The sequence below is a fragment of the Inquilinus sp. 2KB_23 genome (assembly GCF_052115705.1).
Classification (GTDB): domain Bacteria; phylum Pseudomonadota; class Alphaproteobacteria; order DSM-16000; family Inquilinaceae; genus Inquilinus; species Inquilinus ginsengisoli_A.
In genome coordinates this window covers 1-20,781 of sequence record NZ_JBFRHF010000022.1, presented here as the reverse complement: position 1 = coordinate 20,781, position 20,781 = coordinate 1, and the positions used below count along the sequence as shown (strand labels likewise).

Genomic DNA, 20,781 nt, shown 5'->3' with positions numbered 1-20,781 from the left:
ACCCAGCAGAACATCCCCCCTTGTCATCGAGACCGGCGCCAGGCTCCACCTCGCGGCGTCGATGGGCGCGGTCCGCCTGCCGCCAACCATAGACGCCGGGCATCGAATCCGAAGGCAGCCGGTATTTCTCCGGCCCGTCCGGGCGGTGGTAGCCATGCAGGCACGGCCTTCGCAGCCGCACCCGTCGCGGACAAACTCCGCCAGGCGCGGGTCGGCAGACCTCGACACGGGAGTGGATCATGACCGTCGACCGGCCGACACCGGCCGATCCCCGCACCGGTGCGCCCTGGCGCAGCCGGGCGGCGATCCCCGTCGCCCGGGCGCTTGCCGCCTGGCGCGACCTGGTCCGGATCGGCGAGGCCGGCGCCGTCCCGGTGCTGGACCTCGCGATCCGCCTGGGGCTGGCCCAGGCCTTCTGGGTGTCGGGCATCGTCAAGGCTTCGGACTGGAACGCCGCCCTGTTCCTAGCCGCGCACGAATACCCGGTGTCCTGGATGAACCCGGTGCTGGCGGCGTGGCTCGGCGTCACGGTCGAGCTGGTCGGGCCGGTGCTGCTGGCGCTGGGCCTGGCGACGCGGTTCGCCGCGGTCCCGATGCTGGCCCTGGCGCTGGTGGTGCAATACGCCTACCTGCCGCTCGACACCAACCTGCTGCAGGCGGCGCTGTTCGGGTGGTATGCGGTGATGGGGGCCGGGCCGATCTCGCTCGACCGCCGCATCGGCCGCGGCGCCACGGCGACGGCCGTCCCGCTGGCCCGGCCGGTGGCGCGTGGCTTCGCCGCCCTCACCCGCTTCGCCGGACCGCCCTATCTGCTGGTCCTGCGCCTGTGGATCGCGTCGGCCGTCTTCGTCGCGGGCCTGGCCATGACGGACGCCGCGCCCCTCGGCGCGGCGGCGGCGTTCGTCGGTTCCGTTCTGGTCGGGCTCGGCCTCGCCGCGCGGCCGGTGGCCCTGGCGCTGGTCGTCCTGGTGCCCATGATCGGGATGACCACGCCACACCCTGCCGATGCTCTCGCCTGGATGGCTCTGCTCGGCCTGGTCGCACTGCGCGGGCCCGGCGCCCTGTCGCTCGACACGGTGATCGGCCGCAGCCTGCTGCGGCGATTCCCGGCGATGCGGGACATGCCCTTCTCCGCCCTTGCCGACCGGCCGCATGTCGTCATCGTCGGTGCCGGCTTCGGCGGCCTGGCGGCGGCCCGGGCGTTGCGCCATGCGCCTTGCCGCATCACCCTGATCGATCGCCACAACCACCACCTGTTCCAGCCGCTGCTGTACCAGGTGGCGACGGCCAGCCTGTCGCCGGCCGACATCGCCACCCCGATCCGCGGCCTGTTCCGCGACCAGGCCAACGCCCGCATCCTGCTCGGCCGGGTCACCGGCGTGGACACGGCGAACCGGACCGTGCTGATCGGGGAGCAGCCCGTCGGCTACGACCACCTGGTGCTCGCGACCGGTGCGCGCCACGGCTATTTCGGCCATGACGAGTGGGAACCGGTGGCCCCCGGGCTGAAGCAGATCGAGGACGCCACCGGCATCCGCCGCCGCCTGCTGCTGGCCTTCGAGCACGCCGAGGGCACCGCCGATGCGGCGCAGCGGCTGGAGCTGATGACCTTCGTCGTGGTCGGCGGCGGCCCCACAGGGGTCGAACTCGCCGGATCCATCGCCGAGCTCGCCCGCCACGGCATGGCGCGTGAGTTCCGGACGATCGAGCCGGCCTTCGCCCATGTCCTGCTGGTCCAGTCCGGCCCGCGCCTGCTGCCGACCTTCCCCGAAACCCTGTCCGCCGCGGCGGCCCGCGCGCTGGAGGCGCTGGGCGTCGAGCTGCTGCTGGACCGCACGGTCGAGGCGATCGACGAGGCCGGCGTCGTCGTCGGCGGCAAGCGGATCGCGGCCCGCACCGTGTTCTGGGCCGCGGGCGTGGTCGCCTCGCCCGCGGCGAAATGGCTGCAGGCCGAGGCCGACCGGGCCGGACGGCTGAAGGTCGGACCGGACCTGTCGGTGCCCGGGCTGCCCGAAATCTTCGCCATCGGCGACACCGCCTGGTCGGAGGCCTGGGACGGCAAGCCGGTGCCAGGCCTCGCCCCCGCGGCGAAGCAGGGCGGCGCCTATGTCGCACGGGTGATCCGGTCTCGGCTCGATGGCCGGCCCGCGCCGGCCCCGTTCCGCTATCGCCATCTCGGCAGCCTCGCCACCATCGGCCGGCGCGAGGCGGTCGCGGATTTCGGCTGGCTGCGCCTGAGCGGGCCGGCGGCCTGGTGGCTGTGGGGCGCGGTGCACATCGCCTTCCTGGCCGGCACCCGCAACCGCATCGCCGTCGCCTTCGACTGGTTCTGGGCCTATCTGACATTCCGGCGGAGCACCCGGCTGATCACCGGCGGGGATCAGGGCTGACCCCGGGGACCAGGGCTGACCCGGCCCTTCGGTTCGCGGCCGGACGGCCTGAGGTTTCATAGCCACTGGCTATCGAACTCATAACGACACGGCATTTTGTCCTGTAACATCAGCGGATTAGCGTCTGCCTGTCCCGGCGCCAAGGACGGCGCCCCTTCTTCAGGAGACGACAGATGACCAGCAAGACAGCCGCCTTGAACATTGCCTCCGCCCTGTTCGGAGCGGTGGCCCTGGCCGCGATCGTGGCGCCGCCGGCCGCCAATGCCGCCGACCTGGCGAAGTGCTACGGCATCTCGCTCGCCGGCCAGAACAGCTGCGCCAACCAGGCCGGGACCCATTCCTGCGCCGGCCAGTCAAAGGTCAACTACGACGGCAGCGAGTGGCGTGCGGTCGGCAGCGCTGCGATCTGCACCGAACTCGGCGGCCAGGCCCAGGCCTTCAAGGGCGTGAACCCGAAGAAGGCCTGATCGAGCCCCCGAGACAGCCGAGGTCGATCCGCATGAGTGCCTCCCCCGGTGCGAATGCGGCGGCGGCGCCGATACCTGCGCGAGCGGGTATCGGCCTCCGTCACCGCCATGTGGTGGATTTCCTGCGCCAGCCGCCGGCCATCGGCTGGATCGAGATCCACAGCGAGAACTACCTGTCGGCCGGCGGGCCGCGCCTGGCCGCGCTGGAACGGATCCGGCAGGACTTCCCGCTCAGCTGCCACGGCGTCGGCCTGTCGCTCGGCTCGGCCGAGGGGCTGGACCGGCCGCACCTCGCGGCCCTGCGCGGCCTGTTCGACCGGTTCGAGCCGGGCCTCGTCTCCGAGCATGTGGCCTGGAGCGTCACCGGCGGCGTCTTCCTGAACGACCTGCTGCCGGTGCCCTTCACCGACGAGGCCCTGGCCGTGCTGTGCCGCAATGTCGACCAGGCGCAGCAGGCCTTCGGCCGGCAGGTGCTGATCGAGAACCCGTCGAGCTACCTGGCCTTCGCCGAGACCACGATGCTGGAATGGGACTTCCTGCAGGCGATCGTCGACCGTACCGGCTGCGGCCTGCTGCTCGACGTCAACAACATCCATGTCTCCGGCTTCAACATCGGCTTCGACCCGGACCGCTATCTCGAGGGCGTGCCCTGGGATGCGGTGCAGGAGATCCATGTCGCCGGGCACGCGGTGGCGCAGTTCGACGCCGAACCGATGCTGATCGACGACCACGGCTCGGCGGTCGCCGACGCCGTGTGGCGGCTGCTGCAATCGGCGCTGGGGCGCACCGGCCCCCTGCCGGTCCTGGTGGAATGGGACACGGCGATCCCGGAGCTGCCGGTACTGCTGGCCGAGGCCGCCAAGGCCGATCGGCTGCTGGAGGCCGTACGGGCGGCGCGCCATGCTGCATGATCTCCAGGCTGCCTTCCGCAGCGCGGTCCTGCTGGGCGACGCCGCGGCCGCCTGCAGCGGGCTGGTCAGTGACCGCGTGGCCGCAGACCGCCGCCTTGCCATCCATCGACACAATGTGCTGGCCTCGCTGACGGAGGCCCTGCGCGCCACCTTCCCGGTCGCCGCGGACCGGCTGGGCGAGCGCTTCCCGGCGCTGGCCCAGGCCTTCGTCGAGGCGGCACCGCCGCGGCGACCGCAGCTGCTGGCCTATGGCGACGGCTTCCCGGCGTTCCTGGCGACCCATCTGCCGGATCCAGGCGATGCCGCGCTGCCGGACCTCGCCCGGCTGGAATGGGCGCGCGTCGAGGCCTGCTTCGCCGCCGAGGCCGAGCCGCTGCGGCCAGACCGCCTGGCCGCCGTGCCGCCGGATCGCAGTTCGGACATCTGCTTTCGGCTGCATCCGACGGTCCGCATGGTCGCCTCGGCCTATCCGCTGCTGGCGCTGTGGGCCGGCACGGCGCCGGATAGGGCGGCCGCCGGCGCGGTGCTGGTGCTGCGCAGCGGCGGCGCGCTGGAGATGGCGGCGCTCAGCACCGGCGAGTTCGCCTTCCTGCGCATGGTCCGCGCCGGCACGACGCTCGATGTCGCAGCCGCCACCGCCGCAGCCGCCGATCCCGGCTTCGCGCTGCAGGCCGTGCTCGCCGCCCAGTTCGCGCGCGGCACCTTCTGCGGCTTCTCGCTGCATCCGGCCTGAGGGAGACAGACATGGCCATCACCGTCCCGGCATCCGGCCGGGCCGCTCTTCTCGTTGCCCGTGCGGCGGCGATCTACCGGCGAGTCACGGATGCGATCGAGGTCTGGGCCGCGCCCTTGCTTCAGCTCGCCATCCGGCTGTGGATCGCGCGCGTCTTCTTCCTGTCGGGTCTGACCAAGATCGCGGATTGGAACGCGACGCTCTTCCTGTTCCAGGAGGAGTACAAGGTGCCGCTGCTGCCGGTCCCGGTCGCGGCGCTGCTGGGCACCACCTTCGAGTTGGGCATGCCGGTGCTGCTGGTGGCCGGGTTGCTGACCCGCTGCGCCGCGCTGCCCCTGCTGGGGATGAGCCTGGTAATCCAGTTCGTGCTCGGGGCCAGCAACCCGGACTATGACAACACCGAGCACTTCTACTGGATGTTCCTGCTGCTGATGATCGTGATCCGGGGGCCCGGGCCGATCTCGCTCGACCACCTGCTGTCGCGCTGGATCAAGCCGCTGCGGCCCTGAGCCGGCGTGCTGCCGTTCAGGGGCGCGTGGTCATGGAGATGCACCAGCTCCGCTATTTCCTGGCGATGTGCCGGACGCTGAACTTCACGCGGGCGGCGGCGGCCTGCAACGTCGCCCAGCCCTCGCTGACGCGGGCGATCCGGAAGCTGGAGGTGGAGCTCGGCGCCCCCCTGTTCCACCGCGAGCGCCAGCGCACCCACCTGACCGATCTGGGTCGGCTGATGCGGCCGCATTTCGAGATGGCCGTGGCCCAGGCCAGAGCCGCGAAGGCGCGGGCCCGGAGCTATGTCGCGCTCGAACGCGCCGTGCTCCATCTCGGGGTGATGTGCACGATCGGGCCGACCCGGCTGGTCGGCCTGCTGCGGCGGCTGCACCAGGACCAGCCGGCGATCGACCTGCGGCTGACCGAGGCGGCGCCGGGCGAGCTGTCGGGGCTGCTGCTGGCCGGGCACCTCGACCTCGCGATCCTGGCCGAGCCGACGGACTGCCCTGGCCGGCTGCGCACCTTGCCGCTCTACCGGGAACGGTTCCGGGTCGCGTTTCCGCCCGGCCATCGCTTCGCCGCGCTCGACCGGGTCGCCCTGGCCGAGGTCGACGGCGAGCCTTATCTGTCCCGGCTCAACTGCGAGTTCATCGCCGTGTTCGACGACATGCTGGCGGAACGCGGCGTCGCCGTGCGGGAACGCTACGAGAGCCCGCGGGAAGACTGGGTCCAGGGCCTGGTCATGGCGGGGCTGGGGATCTCGTTCATCCCGGAGCGCCTGCTGATGCTGTCGGGGCTGCCCTCGCGCCCCCTGGTCGATCCCGAGGTGACGCGCCGGATCGTGATCGCGACGGTGGCCGGACGGCCGCATTCGCCGGCGGTGTCGACGGTCATCCGCATGGCCCGGCACTTCGACTGGGATGCCGCCTGACGGCATCCTGTGCGGCACGGCGTACCCATCCCGGACCTGCCACCGAACAGAGCACCGAAGCCGAGTCTCCGGGAAGCCGCCATGGAAATGCACCAGATCCGCTACTTCCTCGCCGTCTGCGACCAGCTGAACTTCACGCGGGCGGCTGAGATCTGCCATGTGGCGCAGCCGTCGCTGACCCGGGCGATCAAGCTGCTGGAGGAAGAACTGGGCGGCCCGCTGTTCCACCGCGAGCGGGCGAACACCCATCTGTCCGAGCTCGGCCGCATGCTGCTGCCCTATCTGCAGCAGGTCTACGACCAGACCCAGGCTGCGAAGAAGACCGCGCTGGAGCTGACCACCGGCAAGCGGCTGCAGCTGAGGCTCGGCATCATGTGCACGATCGCCCCGGCCATCGTGCTTGACCTGATCGAGGTCGTGCGCAAGCGCTACCCGGCGCTCGAGCTGATGATGGTCGATGCCAGCGCGCGGGCGCTGGAGGAACAGCTGCTGGCCGGCGAGCTGGAGGCGGCGATCTACTGCATTCCCGGTGCGCGGGCGAACGAACGGCTGCATTACATCGACCTGTTCCGGGAGTTCTTCATGATCGCCATTCCGGCGGGCCACGACCTGGCCGACCGCAGCGAGATCCGCGTCCGCGACCTCGATGGCGAGAGCTACGTCAACCGCCGCAATTGCGAGATCTACGAATGCGCCAGTGCCGTGTTCGCCGCCCAGAATGTCCGCTGCCCGATGATCTACAGCAGCGAGCGCGACGACTGGGTCCTGGCGATGATCGCCGCGGGCCTCGGCTTCGGCTTCATCCCGAAGTATTCGATCACCCACCCCGGCGTGGTCGCGCGCGCCTGCGTCGAACCGGAATTCTGGCGTGACGTCTCGCTGGTGACCGTCCGCGGCCGCCCGCATTCGCCCGCGCTCGGCATGCTGGTGCGGGAGTCGATGCGGATGCAGTGGCTGGGCAAGGAGCCGCTGGCGCTGCAGGCCGCGGGCCAGTCGTGAGCGATCAAAGCACCTCGACCGGCAGGGCGAAGACGTAGCCGACGCCGCGCTCGGTCTGGATGATCTGCGGCGCAGCCGCCTCGGTCTCCAGCTTGCGCCGCAGCCGCAGCACCTGGACGTCGATGGTGCGGTCGTAGACATCCTCATGGATGCGGGTCGCCTGCAGCAGTTGCTCCCGCGACAGCGGCCGCTGGGGCGCCTCGATGAAGGCGACGAGCAGGGCGTATTCGCCCTTCGAGAGGGTGACCACCGTGCCGTTGGCGTCGGTCAGGCGCCGGGCGCGCCGGTCGAGCAGCCAGCCGCCGAACCGGTAGCGTCCCCGCTCCGGCCCGCGCTGCACCGCCGCGCGGCCGAGTTCGCGCCGCCGCAGCACCGCCCGGATGCGGGCCAGAAGCTCCCGCAGCCCGAATGGCTTGGTCAGGTAGTCGTCGGCGCCGAGCTCCAGCCCGACGACGCGGTCGATCTCCTCGCGGCGATGCCCGGTGCCGATGATCACCGGCGTGTCGAAATCCGAGCGGATGTCGCGCAGCAGGTCGAGCCCGTCCTCCTGGCCGAGATGCAGGTCCAGGACCACGAGGTCCGGCTTGCTGTCGGCGAAGTGGCGAACCATGTCCTGCCGCCCGGAAGCGGAGATCGCCTGGATGCCCTGGTCCTCGAGATAGTTGACGACCATGTCCCGGATGGCCGGATCGTCATCGACGATGAGGACCCGGATCGACGGTCTGCTGATGGTGTTCATGTCCTGATCGTGCCGGTTGCGGTCGCATGCCTGCCTCGGCCCATGGGGCAGAGTGGCATCCGACTGGATGACCGGCGGCGAACCCAACTCCCAACCTGGTCGCAGATTCGCCGCCGACGCTGTACCGGAGGGACCATCGCACCGCGTCGCGGTTCCGGAGGTGACCTGGGTCACCTGCCCGCGCGACGTTTCAACAGATTTGCCGCGAATCAAATGTATCGTTCAGCGTCAGAGGCCCGACACCCCGCCACCGGTGATCGCTTCGAGATGCGGCGTGGACAGGTGCAGCAGCTGGTAGCGGATCCCGTCCTCCGCCGCGGCAGGGTCGTCCCACAGGGTGAAGCGCACCAGCCCCCAGGATCTGGGATCCACGGCCAAGGCCACCGTGTGCACCCCGGACAAGCGGGCACGCCGGCCGAGGTCGGCGACCGCCGTGGCGATCACCGCGGTCAGGTCGGCCGCAGCCGGGATCGGCTCGGTGTGGCGGGTGGCGGCGCGCGGGGCCGCGTTCCGTGCCGGCCCGGCGAGGCAGGCGATGCCGGTCCAGTGCTGCACGGCGGGCCGGCCGAAGGAGTCGACGATGCCGCCGAAGCCGCCGCCGCCCCACAGGAAGGCGCCCATGCCGTCGGTCGAGTCCCACAGGTAGAACGGGGCGTACTGGTTGACCGGCGACCCGTCGACCCCGCGCTCGCGGATGAGATAGGCCTTGAGGCCGAGCCCAGGAAGATTGTCGAGCGCCGGAGCCTTGGTCGTGACGCGATGGCGGATGACCGCCATGTCGTAGTCGGCCGGCAGGGTGATCTCGTACTGCATGGCGTACATGGCGAATGCTCCTCGTGTGATCAGACCGGCTCCAGCCAATGCACCGCCGTCCCCTCCCGGACAGCCTGGATGCCGACATAGGCGAAGGCGCTGTCCGGCGACGCGCCGTGCCAGTGCCGCTCGTCCGGGGCGAACCAGGCGCAGTCCCCTGCCCTGACCTCCGCCACCGGGCCGCCGTCACGCTGGGCGAGGCCGACGCCGGAGAGGACGTAAAGCAGCTGCCCCAGGGGATGGCTGTGCCAATGCGTGCGCACCCCGGGATCCAGGGTCGCGCGCATCGCGGTCATTTCACCGTCCCGGCTGCCGTCGAGCAGCCGCTCGACCCAGAACGGCCCGCTGGCGATGCCGTCCGGCGCACGCACGATTCCGGTTCCAGCCCGACGGATGGTCATTTCCTCGGGATTGCACATCATAGAGCTCCTGGATCTGGTGGTCTTGACGCCTCTGACATTGGGGTCGCAAATTCATCCTGAAAATCAGGAAGATCCGCACGATCGATTCCAGAAAACAGGATGATTTCCATGCGACGGATCACCTTCGACCTCGACGTTCTGCGCAGCTTCGTCACCGGCATGGAGCTGGGCAGCTTCAGCCGGGCGGCTGACCGCCTGGGCCGCTCGACCTCGGCGGTCAGCGCCCAGCTGCGCAAGTTGGAGGACCATGCGGGGACGCCGATCTTCCGCAAGGCCGGGCGCGGCCTGGCCCTGACCGGGGCGGGCGAGACCATGCTGGCCTATGCCCGCCGGCTGATCGCCCTCAACGACGAGGCGGCGGCGGCGGTCCGCGGCATCGATCTGGAGGGCTGGGTCCGGCTCGGCCTGTCCGAGGATTTCGGCGAGGCGCTGCTGCCGGCGGTGCTGGGCCGCTTCGCCCGCACCCATCCCCGGGTGCGGATCGAGGCCCGGATCGCCCGCACCGGCGACCTGCTCGACCGGGTCACGTCGGGCCAGCTCGACCTGGCGCTGGCCTGGGGCGACGCGGCCGGGGCGCCCCACGCCGAACGGGTGGCCGAGCTGCCGATGCGCTGGGTCGGCCCGGTCGGTGGCGACTCCTGGGATCCGTGGCTGCAAGCCGGCGAACCGCTGCCGCTCGCAGCGCTGGAGGCGCCCTGCCTGCTGCGCAAGGCGGCCACCGACGCGCTGGACCGTGCCGGCATCCCCTGGCGCCTCGCCTTCGTCAGCCCCAGCCTGGGCGGGCTGTGGGCCGCGGTGGCGGCCGGGCTGGGCGTCACCGTGCGCACCGAGTTCGGCCTGCCCGCCGGGGTGCGCGTGCTGGACCCGGCCGAAGCGCCGCCCCTGCCGTCGCTGGCCGTGGCCCTGCACCGGGCAGAGGCCGAGCCCGGCCCGGTCACGCGCCGCCTGGCCGCCATCCTGGTGCAGGCGGTCCGCGACGCGCTGCCGGGCCTGGCCGAAGCGGCGTGAGACTCAGGACAGCGACTGCAGGTCGCCGCAGATGCTGATGGCCTGGCCGGAGATGGTGCGGCCGCGCGGCGACGCCAGCAGCAGGATGGTGTCGGCCAGCTGGCGCGGCTGGATCAGCTCCTGGATCGAGGCCTGGGCCATGGCCTGGGCCTGCATCTCCTCCATCGAGATGCCGTGCTGCTCGGCCTTGGCGGTGAACACCCGGCGGATGCGGTCGCCCTCGACGATGCCGGGCTGGATCGCATTGACCCGGATGCCGAGCGGCCCGAGCTCGATCGACAGCGACTTGGTGAAGCCGACCACCGCCCATTTCGACGCGGCATAGGGCGTGCGCAGCGGGAAGCCGAGCCGCCCGGCCGAGGACGACAGGTTGATGATGCTGGGGTTGCCGCTCTTGGCCAGATGCGCCACGGCCAGCCGGGTGCAGTTGAACTGACCGGTGACGTTGACCGTCAGGGTCTGGTCCCACGCTTCCGGATCGATCTGGTCGACGCGGCCGGTGGGGCCGGCGATGCCGACATTGTTGACCAGGCAGTCCAGCCCGCCCAGCGCCGCCAGCGCCTCGTCGAACAGCCGCGCCACCGCCGCCCGGTCGGACACGTCGCACAAGGTGCCGGTGATGGCAGGGCTGCTCGCGGTCAGCGCGGCGAGCGCCTTGGCGTCGACGTCGCAGACATGCACCCGCGCCCCCTCCTCGACGAAGGCGTTGACGATCTCGCGGCCGATGCCGGACGCGCCGGCGGTGACCAGAACCCGCAATCCCCTGATGCCGAGATCCATGGCGTTGTCCTCCTGGGTTGGCGCTCGTCCGCCTCGTGCCGGGCGCGATCGATGACGCAATGCCCAACCATCGCCGCGTCCGGCGGAGAATCGCAAGCCGCCGAAAACGCAGCCCGGCCTCGCCGATCGCGATCTGGACCTGGCCGGCGCTTTGTCCGACCGTGGCAGGGCGCACAGGCCAAGGGAGGATGCAGGGCATGCCCACCGTCGCGATCATCGGTGCCGGGCTGATCGGCCGATCCTGGGCGATCGTCTTCGCCCGCGCCGGATGGCAGGTCCGGCTGACCGATGCCAGCGCCGCGGCGCTGGCCGCAGCACCAGCCCTGATCGCCGAGGGCCTCGCCGACCTTGCCGGCCATGGCCTGGCCGAGGATCCGGCCGGTGCCGCCGCGCGGGTCGCGACCGCGACGTCCCTGGCCGAGGCGGTGGCGGGCGTGGAACTGGTGCAGGAGAACCTGCCCGAGGCGGTCGAGGTCAAGCGCGCGGTGTTCGCCGAGCTCGACCGGCTGGCGCCGCGCGACGCCATCCTCGCCTCCTCGACCTCCGCCATCGTCGCCTCGCGCTTCACCGAGGAGCTTGCCGGCCGCGACCGCTGCCTGGTCGCCCATCCGGTCAACCCGCCGCATCTGGTGCCGGTGGTCGAGCTATGCGGCGCGCCCTGGACCGTGCCCGAGACCGTGGAACGGGCAAGGCGGATCTACCGTGCCGTCGGGCAGGAGCCGATCACGGTCAACCGAGAGGTCGACGGCTTCGTGCTGAACCGCCTGCAGGGCGCGCTGCTGGCCGAGGCCTTCCGGCTGGTCGGCGAGGGCGTGGTCAGCCCGCAGGATCTCGACACCACGGTGAAGGACGGGCTGGGCCTGCGCTGGTCCTTCCTCGGCCCCTTCGGCACCATCGAGCTGAACGCGCCGGGCGGCATCGCCGACTACTGCGCCCGCTACACCGGGTTCTACCGCCGCCTCGCCGCCGACCCGGCCCCGCCGGAGGTGTGGGACGACGCCACCGTCGCCCGCCTGCTGGCCGGCTGGGGCCAGGCCCCCGACGCCGCGCAGCTGGCCGCCCGCAGCGCCTGGCGCGACCGCCGCCTGGCGGCGCTGCGGGCCCACAAGGCGGCGCAGCCCGACGCCCCCTCCGATTCCTGAGCTGAAGGACCGCAGCCATGGCCCAATCCCGCAAGATCGTCATCACCTGCGCCGTCACCGGGGCGATCCACACCCCGTCGATGTCGCCGCATTTGCCGGTGACGGCGGCGGAGATCGCCGAGGCGGCGATCGGCGCCGCGGAGGCCGGCGCCGCCATCGTCCACCTGCACGCCCGCGACCCGGAGAGCGGCAAGCCCGACCAGACGCCGCAGGCCTTCGAGCCCTTCCTCAAGGTGATCAAGCAGCGCTCGGACTGCGTCATAAACCTGACCACCGGCGGCGCGCCCTGGATGCGGGTCGAGGAGCGCATCCTGCCGGCCCAGACCTTCAAGCCGGAGGTGGCGTCGCTGAACATGGGGTCGATGAATTTCGGCCTGTTCCCGATGCTCAACCGCTTCAAGGAGTTCAAGCATTCCTGGGAGCCGGAGGCGCTGGAGGCGTCGCGCGACCTGGTGTTCCGCAACAGCTTCAAGGACATCGAATTCGTGCTGCGGACGCTGGGCGACGACGGCATCCGGTTCGAGTTCGAATGCTACGACACCGCGCATCTCTACAACCTGCACCACTTCCTCGAACGCGGGCTGGTGAAGCCGCCGCTGTTCGTCCAGACCGTGTTCGGCATCCTCGGCGGCATCGGCGGCCATCCCGAGGACGTGATGCACATGAAGCGCACCGCCGACCGCTTGTTCGGCGACCAGTACCGCTGGTCGGTGCTGGGGGCCGGCCGCAACCAGCTGCCGATCGCGGCGATGTCCGCGGCGATGGGCGGCCATGTCCGCGTCGGGCTGGAGGATTCGCTGTGGGCCGGTCCGGGCCGGCTGGCGGAATCGAACGCCCAGCAGGTCCGCCTTGCCCGCCAGGTGATCGAGGGCCTGGGCCTGGAGATCGCCTCGCCGGACGAAGCCCGCGAGATCCTGGAGCTGAAGGGCGGCGACCGCGTCGCCTTCTAGGGCTGTAACGCCGGTCACATCGCGCGGTCGTGGGTTATGCTGGAATCATCGTTGTTCACGAGGATTCCGGCTATGCTCGATCACGTTTCCATCACTGTCTCCGATGTCGGTCGCGTTGCCCCGTTCTGGGATGCGGTGATGACGGCGCTGGGCGTGCCCTGCGTGGTGCGCAGCGAGCGGCAGCTGGGCTACGGCACCCGCAACCGGCCCTGGGACGACAGCCATACCTATCTCTCGATCGGACAGAGCTCCGGTCCTTCCCTGGTGCCGGACAATCGGCACTGGTGCTTCCGGGCGCCGGACCGCGCGGCGGTGGACGCCTTCCACGCGGCCGGTCTGGCGGCGGGCGGGCAGGATGACGGCCCGCCGGGCCTGCGCGACTACCACCCGGCCTATTACGCGGCCTTCCTGCTCGACCCCGACGGCAACCGGATCGAAGCGGTGTGCCACCGTCCGCCAAATGATCTCTAGGGCTTTACCATCCGGATGTGGCCGAAATCCCACTACCGCCAGGAATGTCGCCGCTTGCCTTCGTTTTGCCGGCTTCCAACGGCATGCTTTGATCTGCTATCGGGAATTGAGTGTTACGATTGTCGTCAAGAATCGACTTACAACACTGAATAAAGGCGTGACTGTTCAGGGACCCGTCATTTTGTTTCTACGGCACGAAGATGTCGGAAGCGAAGTGATTGTCAATGCGGACGTGTGAGAGATGGATTCTATTACCGCTTCGGTACGATCGGATCAGTGTTTGCTGTCCGCGAGCCTCGGCGCTCGGTTTGATCGAGTCTGTCGCGCAGGCGCCCTCGATGAAGAGGGATCCGTGTCGTGAAGGGCGCGCAAAGCCGCACAAATCCTCAACTATTGATTCGATGCACGACCGACATCACCTGCACCGGTATGATGGGGGCAAGCATCCCGAAGGGGAGCGCAGGAAGCAGTAGGGAACGGATAGGTTCAATGGCAAAGGCGTCCGAGGCGCCGCCGTCAGGCACGACCACTGGTGATAAGCATTCGATCGCGAGTCAGGGTTTACTCGCTCAGCTGCTGACCTTGTTCCGGACGCTGATGGCGTCGCAGGACCGCAAACGCATCATCGGCCTGTGCGCCGGCATCGTCGTGGTCATCGCGCTGACCGCCGCGACGCAGATCCGGCTGAATGCCTGGAACCAGCCCTTCTACGACGCCCTGGCGCAGAAGAGCGTCAGCGGCTTCGTGCGCCAGCTGTTCGTCTTCGTCGCCATCGCCGGCGTGCTGCTGGTCCTCAACGTCGCCCAGACCTGGTTGAACCAGACCCTGAAGGTCCGCCTGCGGGCGGGGCTGACGCGCGACCTGTTCGGCGAATGGCTGAAGCCCAAGCGCGCCTTCCGCCTGGCCGGGGCCGGCGAGATCGGCGAGAACCCGGACCAGCGCATCCACGAGGACGCCCGCCACCTGACCGAGCTGTCCACCGATCTCGGCATCGGCCTGCTGCAGTCGACCCTGCTGCTGATCAGCTTCGTCGGCGTGCTCTGGATCCTGTCGCAGGGCATCGCCCTCAAGCTCAATGGCGAGGCCTTCTCGATCCCGGGCTACATGGTGTGGTGCGCCCTGCTCTACGCCGCCGCCGCCTCCTGGCTCAGCTGGCGCGTCGGCCGGCCGCTGATCGGCATCAACGCCGAACGCTACGCCCGGGAGGCCGACCTGCGGTCGGCCCTGGTCCGCGTCAACGAGCATGTCGACAGCATCACGCTCGACGGCGGCGAGACCGACGAGCGCCGGCGGCTCGACCTCGATCTCGACCGCGTCATCGCGGTGATGCTGCGCTATGTCCGGGCCGTGACCGGCCTGACCTGGATCACCGCCGGCTATGGCTGGTTCACCATCGTCGCCCCGATCCTGGTCGCCTCGCCCGGCTATTTCGGCGGCGACCTGACCTTCGGCGAGCTGATGGTGGCGGTCGGCGCCTTCATCCAGGTGCAGCAGGCCCTGCGCTGGTTCGTCGACAATTTCAGCAACCTCGCCGACTGGCGGGCAACGCTGCTGCGGGTGATGAGCTTCCGCGAGACGCTGCTGACGCTCGAAAACCTCAACGGCGAGCCGCGGAAGATCGAGTTCGCCGTAGGCCCGGCGAAGCAGATCGGCTTCGAGAAGCTCGGCGTGCTGTCGACCGGCGGCATGGCCGTGCTCGACGACGAGAAGGTCCGGATCACGCCGGGCGAGCGCGTGCTGATCGTCGGCCGCACCGGCGGCGGCAAGAGCACCCTGTTCCGCGCCTTCGCCGGGCTGTGGCCCTGGGGCACCGGGCGGATCCTGGTGCCGCCCGACGCCAACATGATGTTCCTGCCGCAGCGTCCCTACCTGCCGCCGGGCACCATGCGTGCCGCCCTGGCCTATCCCAAGGACGCCGCCAGCTTCGGTGACGACCAGATCTGCGCCGCGCTGAAGCGCACCGACATGGGCCATCACGAGATCTCGCTCGACCAGGTGAAGCACTGGGACAAGGAGCTGACCGGCGACGAGCTGCAGACCCTGACCTTCGCCCGGCTGCTGCTGCACAAGCCGGACTGGGTGTTCATCGACGAGATGGTCGATTCGATGGACGAGGAGCGGCGCAAGATCGCCATGTCGATCTTCGAGCACGAGCTGCCCGGCACCGCGGTCATCACCATCGCCCGGCGCGAGGTCAAGAACGGCTTCTACACCCGCGTCCTGAAGCTGCACATGACCGACGAGGTCACCGGCGCGCGCCGGATGCCGGTCGGCCGCCAGCCGCGGCGGGCGATCCCCTCCTCCGCCGGCTACGCCCCCCTGCTGCATCACCGAGAACCGATGGAATGACGAAACGGCCTGCTGCCCCGACCCGCCGCGCCTCCTCGAAGAAGTCTGGCGCGGCGGCGCTGTCGGACGACGCCCTGCTCGATCTCGTGCAGCGCCAGACCTTCCAGTTCTTCTGGGATGCGGCGCACCCGGTCAGCGGCATGATCCCCGACCGCACCGACCGCGCCGGCAAGCCGCCGAACAACTGGGTCACGACCGGCGGGTCCGGCTTCGGCGTCATGGCGATCATCGTCGCGGCGGAACGCGGCTGGATCGAGCGGGCGGCCGCGGTGGAACGGCTGATGGTCATCATCCGCCACCTCGAACACACCACCTCGCATCACGGCGTGTTCCCGCATTTCCTCGACGGCAGCACCGGCGCCACGGTGTCGTTCAGCCGCAAGGATGATGGCGGCGACCTGGTCGAGACCGCCTTCCTGTTCCAGGGGCTGCTCTGCGCCCGCGCCTATTTCGACCGCGACGCCGCCAACGAGACCGAGCTGCGCAACCACATCACCTGGCTGTGGAACGAGACGGAGTGGAACTGGTACACCCGTGGCGGGCTGAACGTCCTGTTCTGGCACTGGGGCGCCAACAACGGCTGGGGCATGGGCCACGAGATCCGCGGCTGGAACGAGTGCCTGATCACCTACATCCTGGCCGCCTCGTCGCCGCGCTACGCCATCGACGCCGAGGTCTACCATAAGGGCTGGGCCATGGGTCGGTACTTCCTGAGCCAGCGGACCTACTACGACATCGAGCTGCCGCTCGGCATGCCCTATGGCGGGCCGCTGTTCTTCACCCACTACTCCTTCCTCGGCCTCGATCCGCGCGGCCTGAAGGACCAGTACGCCGATTACTGGGAACAGAACCGCCGGCACACGCTCATCAACTACGAGCACTGCGTCCGCAACCCGAACCACTTCAAGGGGTACGGGCCGGATTGCTGGGGCCTGACCGCCAGCGACAACCCGACCGGCTATTCCGCCCATGCGCCGGACAACGACATCGGCGTCATCAGCCCGACCGCGGCGCTGTCGGCGATGCCCTACGCGCCGGAGCAGTCGATGCGGGCGCTGCGGCACTTCTATGAAACGCTCGGCGACAAGATCTGGGACAGGTTCGGTTTCGTCGACGCCTTCTCGGAACAGGCCGGCTGGGCCGCCGACACCTATCTGGCGATCGACCAGGGCCCGATCGTGGCGATGATCGAGAACCACCGCAGCGGCCTGCTGTGGAAGCTGTTCATGAGCATCCCGGACGTGCAGCAGGGTCTGCGCAAGCTCGGCTTCGAAAGCCCGCATCTGGGCAAGCGCTGACGGCGGGGCGGGCTCCTTCCGAGGTTCACCGCCCTTCTTTCCGGAATTCTGCTAAACTGACCGCATCATGAACGAGAACACCGAAAACCTCGTGCTTGAACATCTCAGGCATCTCCGCGCCGGCATGGATCGCATCCATGATCGCCTGGACGACCTGACCGCTCGTGTGGGGCGCCTAGAGGTGAACATCGCCCAGGGATTCGCCCGCACCGAAGTTGCTCTTGCCGAGCACTCTGTGCGCTTTGACAAGGTCGAACGGCGGCTCGACCAGATCGAAACCCGTCTTGGGCTGATTGACGCTTGATCTGGTCTGACGGCCACGGCTTGGCCGGCTGGGCGGAGCGGCAATACGCCGTCTCCGCCCGCAACCTGACGCTCGGCGTCTCCGCCACCCATCTGGTCAAGCAGCGGCCGCCGTTCCGCCAGCGCATCGTGCCGAAGCCCGGCTCGGTGGTGGCGACGGCGGTGATGGGGGCCTACGACCCCGATCCCGACTATTTCTTCCACTGGTACCGGGATTCGGCGCTGGTGATGGATGCGCTGCGGATCGCGATCGCCGACGGCAGCCGGCCGGCCGCGGATGCCGGCCTGGTCCGCGACTTCATCCGCTTCAGCCTGGATCTGCGCGGCCTGACCGGTGCGGCGGTCCTGGCTGCGGGCGACCCGAAGCGCGGCGTCGATCCCGCCTTCGTCCAGCATGTCCGCTCCGATGCCGATCTGCGCGGCGTGGCCGGCGACCGCATCTGGGGCGAGGTCCGGGTCAATCCGGACGGCACCCTGGACACGCTGAACTGGTCGCGGCCGCAGCATGACGGGCCGGCGCTGCGCGCCCTGACCCTGCTGCGCGGCCTGGACCTCGACGGGCTGGACCGGGCCGGGGCAGCCGAGCTGCTTCACATCGACCTCGCCTTCACCCTGGCGCATCACCGCGAACCGAGCTTCGAGATCTGGGAAGACAGCCTCGGCCACGACTACTACACCCAGGCCGTGCAATGCGCCGCCCTGCGCGAGGGCGCCGGGTGGCTGGAGGCGCAGGGCGATGCCGGGACCGCCGACCGATGCCGGCAGGCGTCGGCGGCGCTGGCGACGGCGCTGGACGGCCATTGGCAGGCCGATGCCGGGGCCTATGCCAGCCTGCTGCCGGCGTCGTCCGACGCGCCGCGCCGGGCGCTCGACATCGCTGTCATCCTCGGCGTGCTGCATGCCGGCCTGACCGACGGTCCGCACAGTGTGCTGGATCCGCGCGCCCAGGCGACGCTGGCCGCTCTCGAGGACCTGTTCGCCGGGCTCTACCCGATCAACCAGGACCGCCCGTCCGGTCGGGCTCCGGCGCTGGGCCGMTACCGCGAGGACCAGTATTACGGCGGCGGCGCCTGGTACATCGCGACGCTGGGCGCCGCGGAGTTCCATTTCCGCCTGGCCGGGGCGCTGGCCGGCGGCACGGATTTCGCGCTGACCGCCGACAACCGCGGCTTCGTGGCCCGGGCGCTGGGCGCCGAGCCCCGCGCGGAGGACGCCGCATCCCCGGCCGGACGCCGGCGGCTGGCGGACGCCTTCCTGGCCCGCGGCGACGCCTTCCTCGCGACGGTCCGGGCTTACACGCCCGATGACGGCGCCTTGTCCGAGCAGTTCGACCGGACGACCGGGGCGCAGACGTCAGCCAAGCACCTGGGCTGGAGCTATGCCGGCTTCATCTCCGCCTTGGCGGCGCGGAGGAAAGCGTCGGTGAGCCTCCGGGCTCGCTGACAACAACCCATAGCTGTCATTGCCGGGCTTGACCCGGCAATCCAGGGGCCACCAAGAACCGCCTTCGAAAACCCCTGGATGCCCGGGTCAAGCCCGGGCATGACAGTGAAAGAACCGAAGTGTGGAGCGGGTCTGACGACCCCTCCTACCCCGCCGCCTTCGCGGTCGAGGACGTCCGCCACAGGTCGATGCCGCCATCCAGGGCGTGCCGGTCGATCTCGGCCAGCTCCTCGGCGGTCAGGGGCGCGCCCTTCAGCGCGTCCAGGCTGTCGTCGAGCTGGGCCACCGACCGCGCGCCGATCAGGGCCGAGGTGACGCGCGGGTCGCGCAGCACCCAGGTCAGCGCCATCTGGGCCAGGGTCTGGCCGCGGCGCTTGGCGATCCCGTTCAGCCCGCGGATGCGCGCGATGTTGCCCTCCGACAGCAGCGCCGGCCGCAGCGACCCGCCGCGCTTGGCCCGCGAATCCTCGGGCACGCCGTCGAGGTACTTCGAGGTCAGCATGCCCTGCGCCAGCGGCGAGAAGGCGATGCAGCCGATGCCCAGCTCCTCCAGCGCATCGAGCAGCCCGTCCTCGACCCAGCGGTTGAGCATGGAATAGGAAGGCTGGTGGATCAGGCAGGGCGTGCCGAGGTCCTTCAGGATCGCGGCGGCCTGGCGCGTCGCCTCCGGCGAGTAGGAGGAGATGCCGACATAGAGCGCCTTGCCCTGGCGCACGACATGGTCGAGCGCACCCATGGTCTCCTCGAGCGGCGTCTCTGGGTCGAGGCGGTGGGAGTAGAAGATGTCGACATAGTCGAGCCCCATGCGCTTGAGGCTCTGGTCCAGGCTGGCGATCAGGTATTTGCGCGAGCCGAAATTGCCGTAGGGGCCCGGCCACATGTCGTAGCCGGCCTTGGTCGAGATCAGCAGCTCGTCGCGGTAGGGCTGGAAATCGGCGGCGAAGATCCGGCCGAAATTCTCCTCGGCCGAGCCGTAGGGCGGGCCGTAGTTGTTGGCCAGGTCGAAATGGGTGACGCCGCGGTCGAAGGCGCGGCGCAGCACGGCGCGGCCGGTCTGGTAGTGGTCGACCCCGCCGAAGTTCTGCCACAGGCCGAGCGAGATCTCCGGCAGCTGGAGGCCGCTGCGGCCGGAACGGCGGAACTTCGCGGCCTCGTAACGCGCCTCGTCGGCGATCCAGGGCTTCTGCATGGCTGTCGTCCTACCTGTCGAATGTCGTTGGCGTCACGCGGCCGGCGGAGTGCCGGCCCGAATCCCGTCCTGCAGGGCGACGGGCTGGGCGCATTGCCCGGCCCCGCCGATCACGGTCTGCGCCGCGTCGCCGTCGCCGGGCGACCCGTCCTGCAGGTAGAAGATCTCGTTGTTCGAGTTGAAGGCGCGCAGCTCGCGCCCCGCGGCGTTCTGGATCGTGCCGGTGTGGTTGACCGGGTGCTGCTGCCGCCCGCCCTCCGGCGTCTCGACGATCAGGAAGCCGCACAGCTCGTAGCGCAGCGTGCGCCCGGGCGGCACCTTGACCGACAGCTCGGCGGTCGGCTCGTCCTTGGTGACGTGCAGCACGCCGATGGTGCGGCCGTCGATGCCGACCGTGATCAGCTCCTCGATCTGGCCCTGCCCGAGCTCGTCGGTGATGCGGAAGCGGTCTTCCTTCGGGCCGGCGCCGGCCTGCGGCGCGGCCACGAGAATCAGCGCGCAGGCGGCCAGCAGGGCACGCCAGGGCCGCAGGATGCGCTTCGATGGCCGCACGATGCCCTCCCCGTCCATATCCCGCCCGTTCGCTGTGATCGGGCGACCCTAGCGCGGGGCCGGAGCACATACCAGCTTGCGCAATCGTCCCCAGATCGGCTAGGCCATCGCCTCCGCGGATGCGGCGTGGCCTTCGGGGTCATGTCCGGGCATCCCTTCGAAACCCAGCTAAGGTATCGACATGCGTTCGTTCGACGGGCAACGGTCCGATGGCGCCCCGATTCGCCGGAACCGCCAGGAAAAGGAAAAGCAGCTGCAGGAGCTGGAGCAGAAGCGCGCCCATCTCGGCATGCACACCTCCTCGACCCTGCGCGCCGCCATGGACCGCAAGATCGCGGAGCTGAAGACCGAACTGGCGCTGGCCGACCGTGCCGCCGCGGCCCAGTCCGCCGCCGGCCC

General features: G+C 70.0%; 21 protein-coding genes and 1 pseudogene. 16 read left to right on the top strand and 6 right to left on the bottom strand.

What is annotated here, in order from left to right:
* Nucleotides 1–239: 239 nt before the first annotated feature.
* From AB4112_RS25050 to AB4112_RS25020, 7 genes are all read left to right on the top strand, one after another.
* Complete coding sequence (locus AB4112_RS25050) at nt 240–2,390, top strand: FAD-dependent oxidoreductase (protein ID WP_441723632.1); 2,151 nt, start codon at nt 240–242, stop codon at nt 2,388–2,390.
* Nucleotides 2,391–2,563: 173 nt separating this feature from the next.
* Nucleotides 2,564–2,857 (top strand): BufA1 family periplasmic bufferin-type metallophore, encoded by a 294-nt coding sequence (locus tag AB4112_RS25045; protein ID WP_309799437.1) that lies wholly within the window; start codon nt 2,564–2,566, stop codon nt 2,855–2,857.
* A gap of 32 nt (nt 2,858–2,889) precedes the next feature.
* Nucleotides 2,890–3,768, top strand: a complete 879-nt coding sequence (gene bufB, locus AB4112_RS25040) for an MNIO family bufferin maturase (RefSeq protein WP_441723629.1) — start codon at nt 2,890–2,892, stop codon at nt 3,766–3,768.
* A complete protein-coding gene (locus tag AB4112_RS25035) occupies nt 3,758–4,501 on the top strand; it encodes an HvfC/BufC family peptide modification chaperone (protein WP_441723627.1) in 744 nt (247 codons plus the stop codon). The genes bufB and AB4112_RS25035 overlap by 11 nt, the downstream gene beginning before the upstream one ends.
* Nucleotides 4,502–4,512: 11 nt before the next feature.
* On the top strand, nt 4,513–5,010 hold the full coding sequence (locus AB4112_RS25030) for a DoxX family protein (RefSeq protein WP_441723625.1): 498 nt from the start codon (nt 4,513–4,515) through the stop codon (nt 5,008–5,010).
* A 32-nt stretch (nt 5,011–5,042) separates the two neighbouring features.
* On the top strand, nt 5,043–5,924 hold the full coding sequence (locus AB4112_RS25025; protein ID WP_309799430.1) for a LysR family transcriptional regulator: 882 nt from the start codon (nt 5,043–5,045) through the stop codon (nt 5,922–5,924).
* Between the two features lie 81 nt (nt 5,925–6,005).
* Nucleotides 6,006–6,923, top strand: a complete 918-nt coding sequence (locus tag AB4112_RS25020) for a LysR family transcriptional regulator (protein WP_441723623.1) — start codon at nt 6,006–6,008, stop codon at nt 6,921–6,923.
* A 4-nt stretch (nt 6,924–6,927) separates the two neighbouring features.
* Here the strand turns inward: AB4112_RS25020 and AB4112_RS25015 are convergent, their stop codons facing one another.
* From AB4112_RS25015 to AB4112_RS25005, 3 genes are all read right to left on the bottom strand, one after another.
* A complete protein-coding gene (locus AB4112_RS25015; RefSeq protein ID WP_441723621.1) occupies nt 6,928–7,662 on the bottom strand; it encodes a response regulator in 735 nt (244 codons plus the stop codon).
* Between the two features lie 228 nt (nt 7,663–7,890).
* A complete protein-coding gene (locus tag AB4112_RS25010) occupies nt 7,891–8,484 on the bottom strand; it encodes a DUF4865 family protein (protein WP_441723619.1) in 594 nt (197 codons plus the stop codon).
* A 20-nt stretch (nt 8,485–8,504) separates the two neighbouring features.
* Nucleotides 8,505–8,846, bottom strand: coding sequence for a cupin domain-containing protein (locus AB4112_RS25005; protein ID WP_441723617.1), 342 nt, complete (start codon nt 8,844–8,846; stop codon nt 8,505–8,507).
* A 159-nt stretch (nt 8,847–9,005) separates the two neighbouring features.
* Between AB4112_RS25005 and AB4112_RS25000 the strand changes: the two genes are divergently transcribed.
* Entirely contained in the window at nt 9,006–9,905 is a 900-nt protein-coding gene (locus tag AB4112_RS25000) for a LysR substrate-binding domain-containing protein (RefSeq protein WP_441723615.1), read from the top strand.
* A gap of 3 nt (nt 9,906–9,908) precedes the next feature.
* Here AB4112_RS25000 and AB4112_RS24995 read toward each other — a convergent pair whose 3' ends face one another.
* Nucleotides 9,909–10,685: an SDR family oxidoreductase gene (locus tag AB4112_RS24995; RefSeq protein ID WP_441723613.1), complete on the bottom strand. Its 777-nt coding sequence runs from the start codon at nt 10,683–10,685 to the stop codon at nt 9,909–9,911.
* Nucleotides 10,686–10,882: 197 nt separating this feature from the next.
* On the opposite strand from AB4112_RS24995, the gene AB4112_RS24990 reads away from it, so the two are divergent.
* The 7 genes from AB4112_RS24990 (at nt 10,883) to AB4112_RS24960 (ending at nt 18,641) form a co-directional block, all read left to right on the top strand.
* Nucleotides 10,883–11,827, top strand: coding sequence for a 3-hydroxyacyl-CoA dehydrogenase (locus AB4112_RS24990; protein ID WP_441723611.1), 945 nt, complete (start codon nt 10,883–10,885; stop codon nt 11,825–11,827).
* A gap of 17 nt (nt 11,828–11,844) precedes the next feature.
* Entirely contained in the window at nt 11,845–12,777 is a 933-nt protein-coding gene (locus tag AB4112_RS24985; protein WP_441723609.1) for a 3-keto-5-aminohexanoate cleavage protein, read from the top strand.
* A 72-nt stretch (nt 12,778–12,849) separates the two neighbouring features.
* Nucleotides 12,850–13,248, top strand: coding sequence for a VOC family protein (locus AB4112_RS24980; protein WP_309799414.1), 399 nt, complete (start codon nt 12,850–12,852; stop codon nt 13,246–13,248).
* A 597-nt stretch (nt 13,249–13,845) separates the two neighbouring features.
* Nucleotides 13,846–15,597 (top strand): ABC transporter ATP-binding protein/permease, encoded by a 1,752-nt coding sequence (locus AB4112_RS24975; protein WP_374710652.1) that lies wholly within the window; start codon nt 13,846–13,848, stop codon nt 15,595–15,597.
* A complete protein-coding gene (locus AB4112_RS24970; RefSeq protein WP_441723606.1) occupies nt 15,594–16,895 on the top strand; it encodes a glucoamylase family protein in 1,302 nt (433 codons plus the stop codon). Before AB4112_RS24975 ends, AB4112_RS24970 begins: the two co-directional genes overlap by 4 nt.
* A gap of 67 nt (nt 16,896–16,962) precedes the next feature.
* The gene (locus AB4112_RS24965; RefSeq protein WP_441723604.1) at nt 16,963–17,199 is read left to right on the top strand and encodes a hypothetical protein; all 237 of its coding nucleotides are present in this window, start codon (nt 16,963–16,965) and stop codon (nt 17,197–17,199) included.
* The gene (locus AB4112_RS24960) at nt 17,196–18,641 is read left to right on the top strand and encodes a glycoside hydrolase family 15 protein (RefSeq protein WP_441723602.1); all 1,446 of its coding nucleotides are present in this window, start codon (nt 17,196–17,198) and stop codon (nt 18,639–18,641) included. Before AB4112_RS24965 ends, AB4112_RS24960 begins: the two co-directional genes overlap by 4 nt.
* 145 nt (nt 18,642–18,786) lie before the next feature.
* Here AB4112_RS24960 and mgrA read toward each other — a convergent pair whose 3' ends face one another.
* Together mgrA and AB4112_RS24950 are read right to left on the bottom strand one after the other, a co-directional pair.
* Nucleotides 18,787–19,830, bottom strand: a complete 1,044-nt coding sequence (gene mgrA, locus AB4112_RS24955; RefSeq protein ID WP_309799405.1) for an L-glyceraldehyde 3-phosphate reductase — start codon at nt 19,828–19,830, stop codon at nt 18,787–18,789.
* Nucleotides 19,831–19,863: 33 nt separating this feature from the next.
* Nucleotides 19,864–20,382: a hypothetical protein gene (locus AB4112_RS24950; protein WP_309799403.1), complete on the bottom strand. Its 519-nt coding sequence runs from the start codon at nt 20,380–20,382 to the stop codon at nt 19,864–19,866.
* Nucleotides 20,383–20,563: 181 nt separating this feature from the next.
* Here AB4112_RS24950 and AB4112_RS24945 point away from each other — a divergent pair.
* Nucleotides 20,564–20,781, top strand: a pseudogene (locus tag AB4112_RS24945) (hypothetical protein); the annotation flags it as partial.

What these genes read in the sequence shown, in the direction of transcription:
- AB4112_RS25050 (WP_441723632.1), top strand. Translation starts at nt 240, where the DNA reads ATGACCGTCGACCGGCCGACACCGGCCGATCCCCGCACCGGTGCGCCC.
- AB4112_RS25045 (WP_309799437.1), top strand. Translation starts at nt 2,564, where the DNA reads ATGACCAGCAAGACAGCCGCCTTGAACATTGCCTCCGCCCTGTTCGGA.
- bufB (WP_441723629.1), top strand. Translation starts at nt 2,890, where the DNA reads ATGAGTGCCTCCCCCGGTGCGAATGCGGCGGCGGCGCCGATACCTGCG.
- AB4112_RS25035 (WP_441723627.1), top strand. Translation starts at nt 3,758, where the DNA reads ATGCTGCATGATCTCCAGGCTGCCTTCCGCAGCGCGGTCCTGCTGGGC.
- AB4112_RS25030 (WP_441723625.1), top strand. Translation starts at nt 4,513, where the DNA reads ATGGCCATCACCGTCCCGGCATCCGGCCGGGCCGCTCTTCTCGTTGCC.
- AB4112_RS25025 (WP_309799430.1), top strand. Translation starts at nt 5,043, where the DNA reads ATGGAGATGCACCAGCTCCGCTATTTCCTGGCGATGTGCCGGACGCTG.
- AB4112_RS25020 (WP_441723623.1), top strand. Translation starts at nt 6,006, where the DNA reads ATGGAAATGCACCAGATCCGCTACTTCCTCGCCGTCTGCGACCAGCTG.
- AB4112_RS25015 (WP_441723621.1), bottom strand. Translation starts at nt 7,662, where the DNA reads ATGAACACCATCAGCAGACCGTCGATCCGGGTCCTCATCGTCGATGAC.
- AB4112_RS25010 (WP_441723619.1), bottom strand. Translation starts at nt 8,484, where the DNA reads ATGTACGCCATGCAGTACGAGATCACCCTGCCGGCCGACTACGACATG.
- AB4112_RS25000 (WP_441723615.1), top strand. Translation starts at nt 9,006, where the DNA reads ATGCGACGGATCACCTTCGACCTCGACGTTCTGCGCAGCTTCGTCACC.
- AB4112_RS24995 (WP_441723613.1), bottom strand. Translation starts at nt 10,685, where the DNA reads ATGGATCTCGGCATCAGGGGATTGCGGGTTCTGGTCACCGCCGGCGCG.
- AB4112_RS24990 (WP_441723611.1), top strand. Translation starts at nt 10,883, where the DNA reads ATGCCCACCGTCGCGATCATCGGTGCCGGGCTGATCGGCCGATCCTGG.
- AB4112_RS24985 (WP_441723609.1), top strand. Translation starts at nt 11,845, where the DNA reads ATGGCCCAATCCCGCAAGATCGTCATCACCTGCGCCGTCACCGGGGCG.
- AB4112_RS24980 (WP_309799414.1), top strand. Translation starts at nt 12,850, where the DNA reads ATGCTCGATCACGTTTCCATCACTGTCTCCGATGTCGGTCGCGTTGCC.
- AB4112_RS24975 (WP_374710652.1), top strand. Translation starts at nt 13,846, where the DNA reads ATGGCGTCGCAGGACCGCAAACGCATCATCGGCCTGTGCGCCGGCATC.
- AB4112_RS24970 (WP_441723606.1), top strand. Translation starts at nt 15,594, where the DNA reads ATGACGAAACGGCCTGCTGCCCCGACCCGCCGCGCCTCCTCGAAGAAG.
- AB4112_RS24965 (WP_441723604.1), top strand. Translation starts at nt 16,963, where the DNA reads ATGAACGAGAACACCGAAAACCTCGTGCTTGAACATCTCAGGCATCTC.
- mgrA (WP_309799405.1), bottom strand. Translation starts at nt 19,830, where the DNA reads ATGCAGAAGCCCTGGATCGCCGACGAGGCGCGTTACGAGGCCGCGAAG.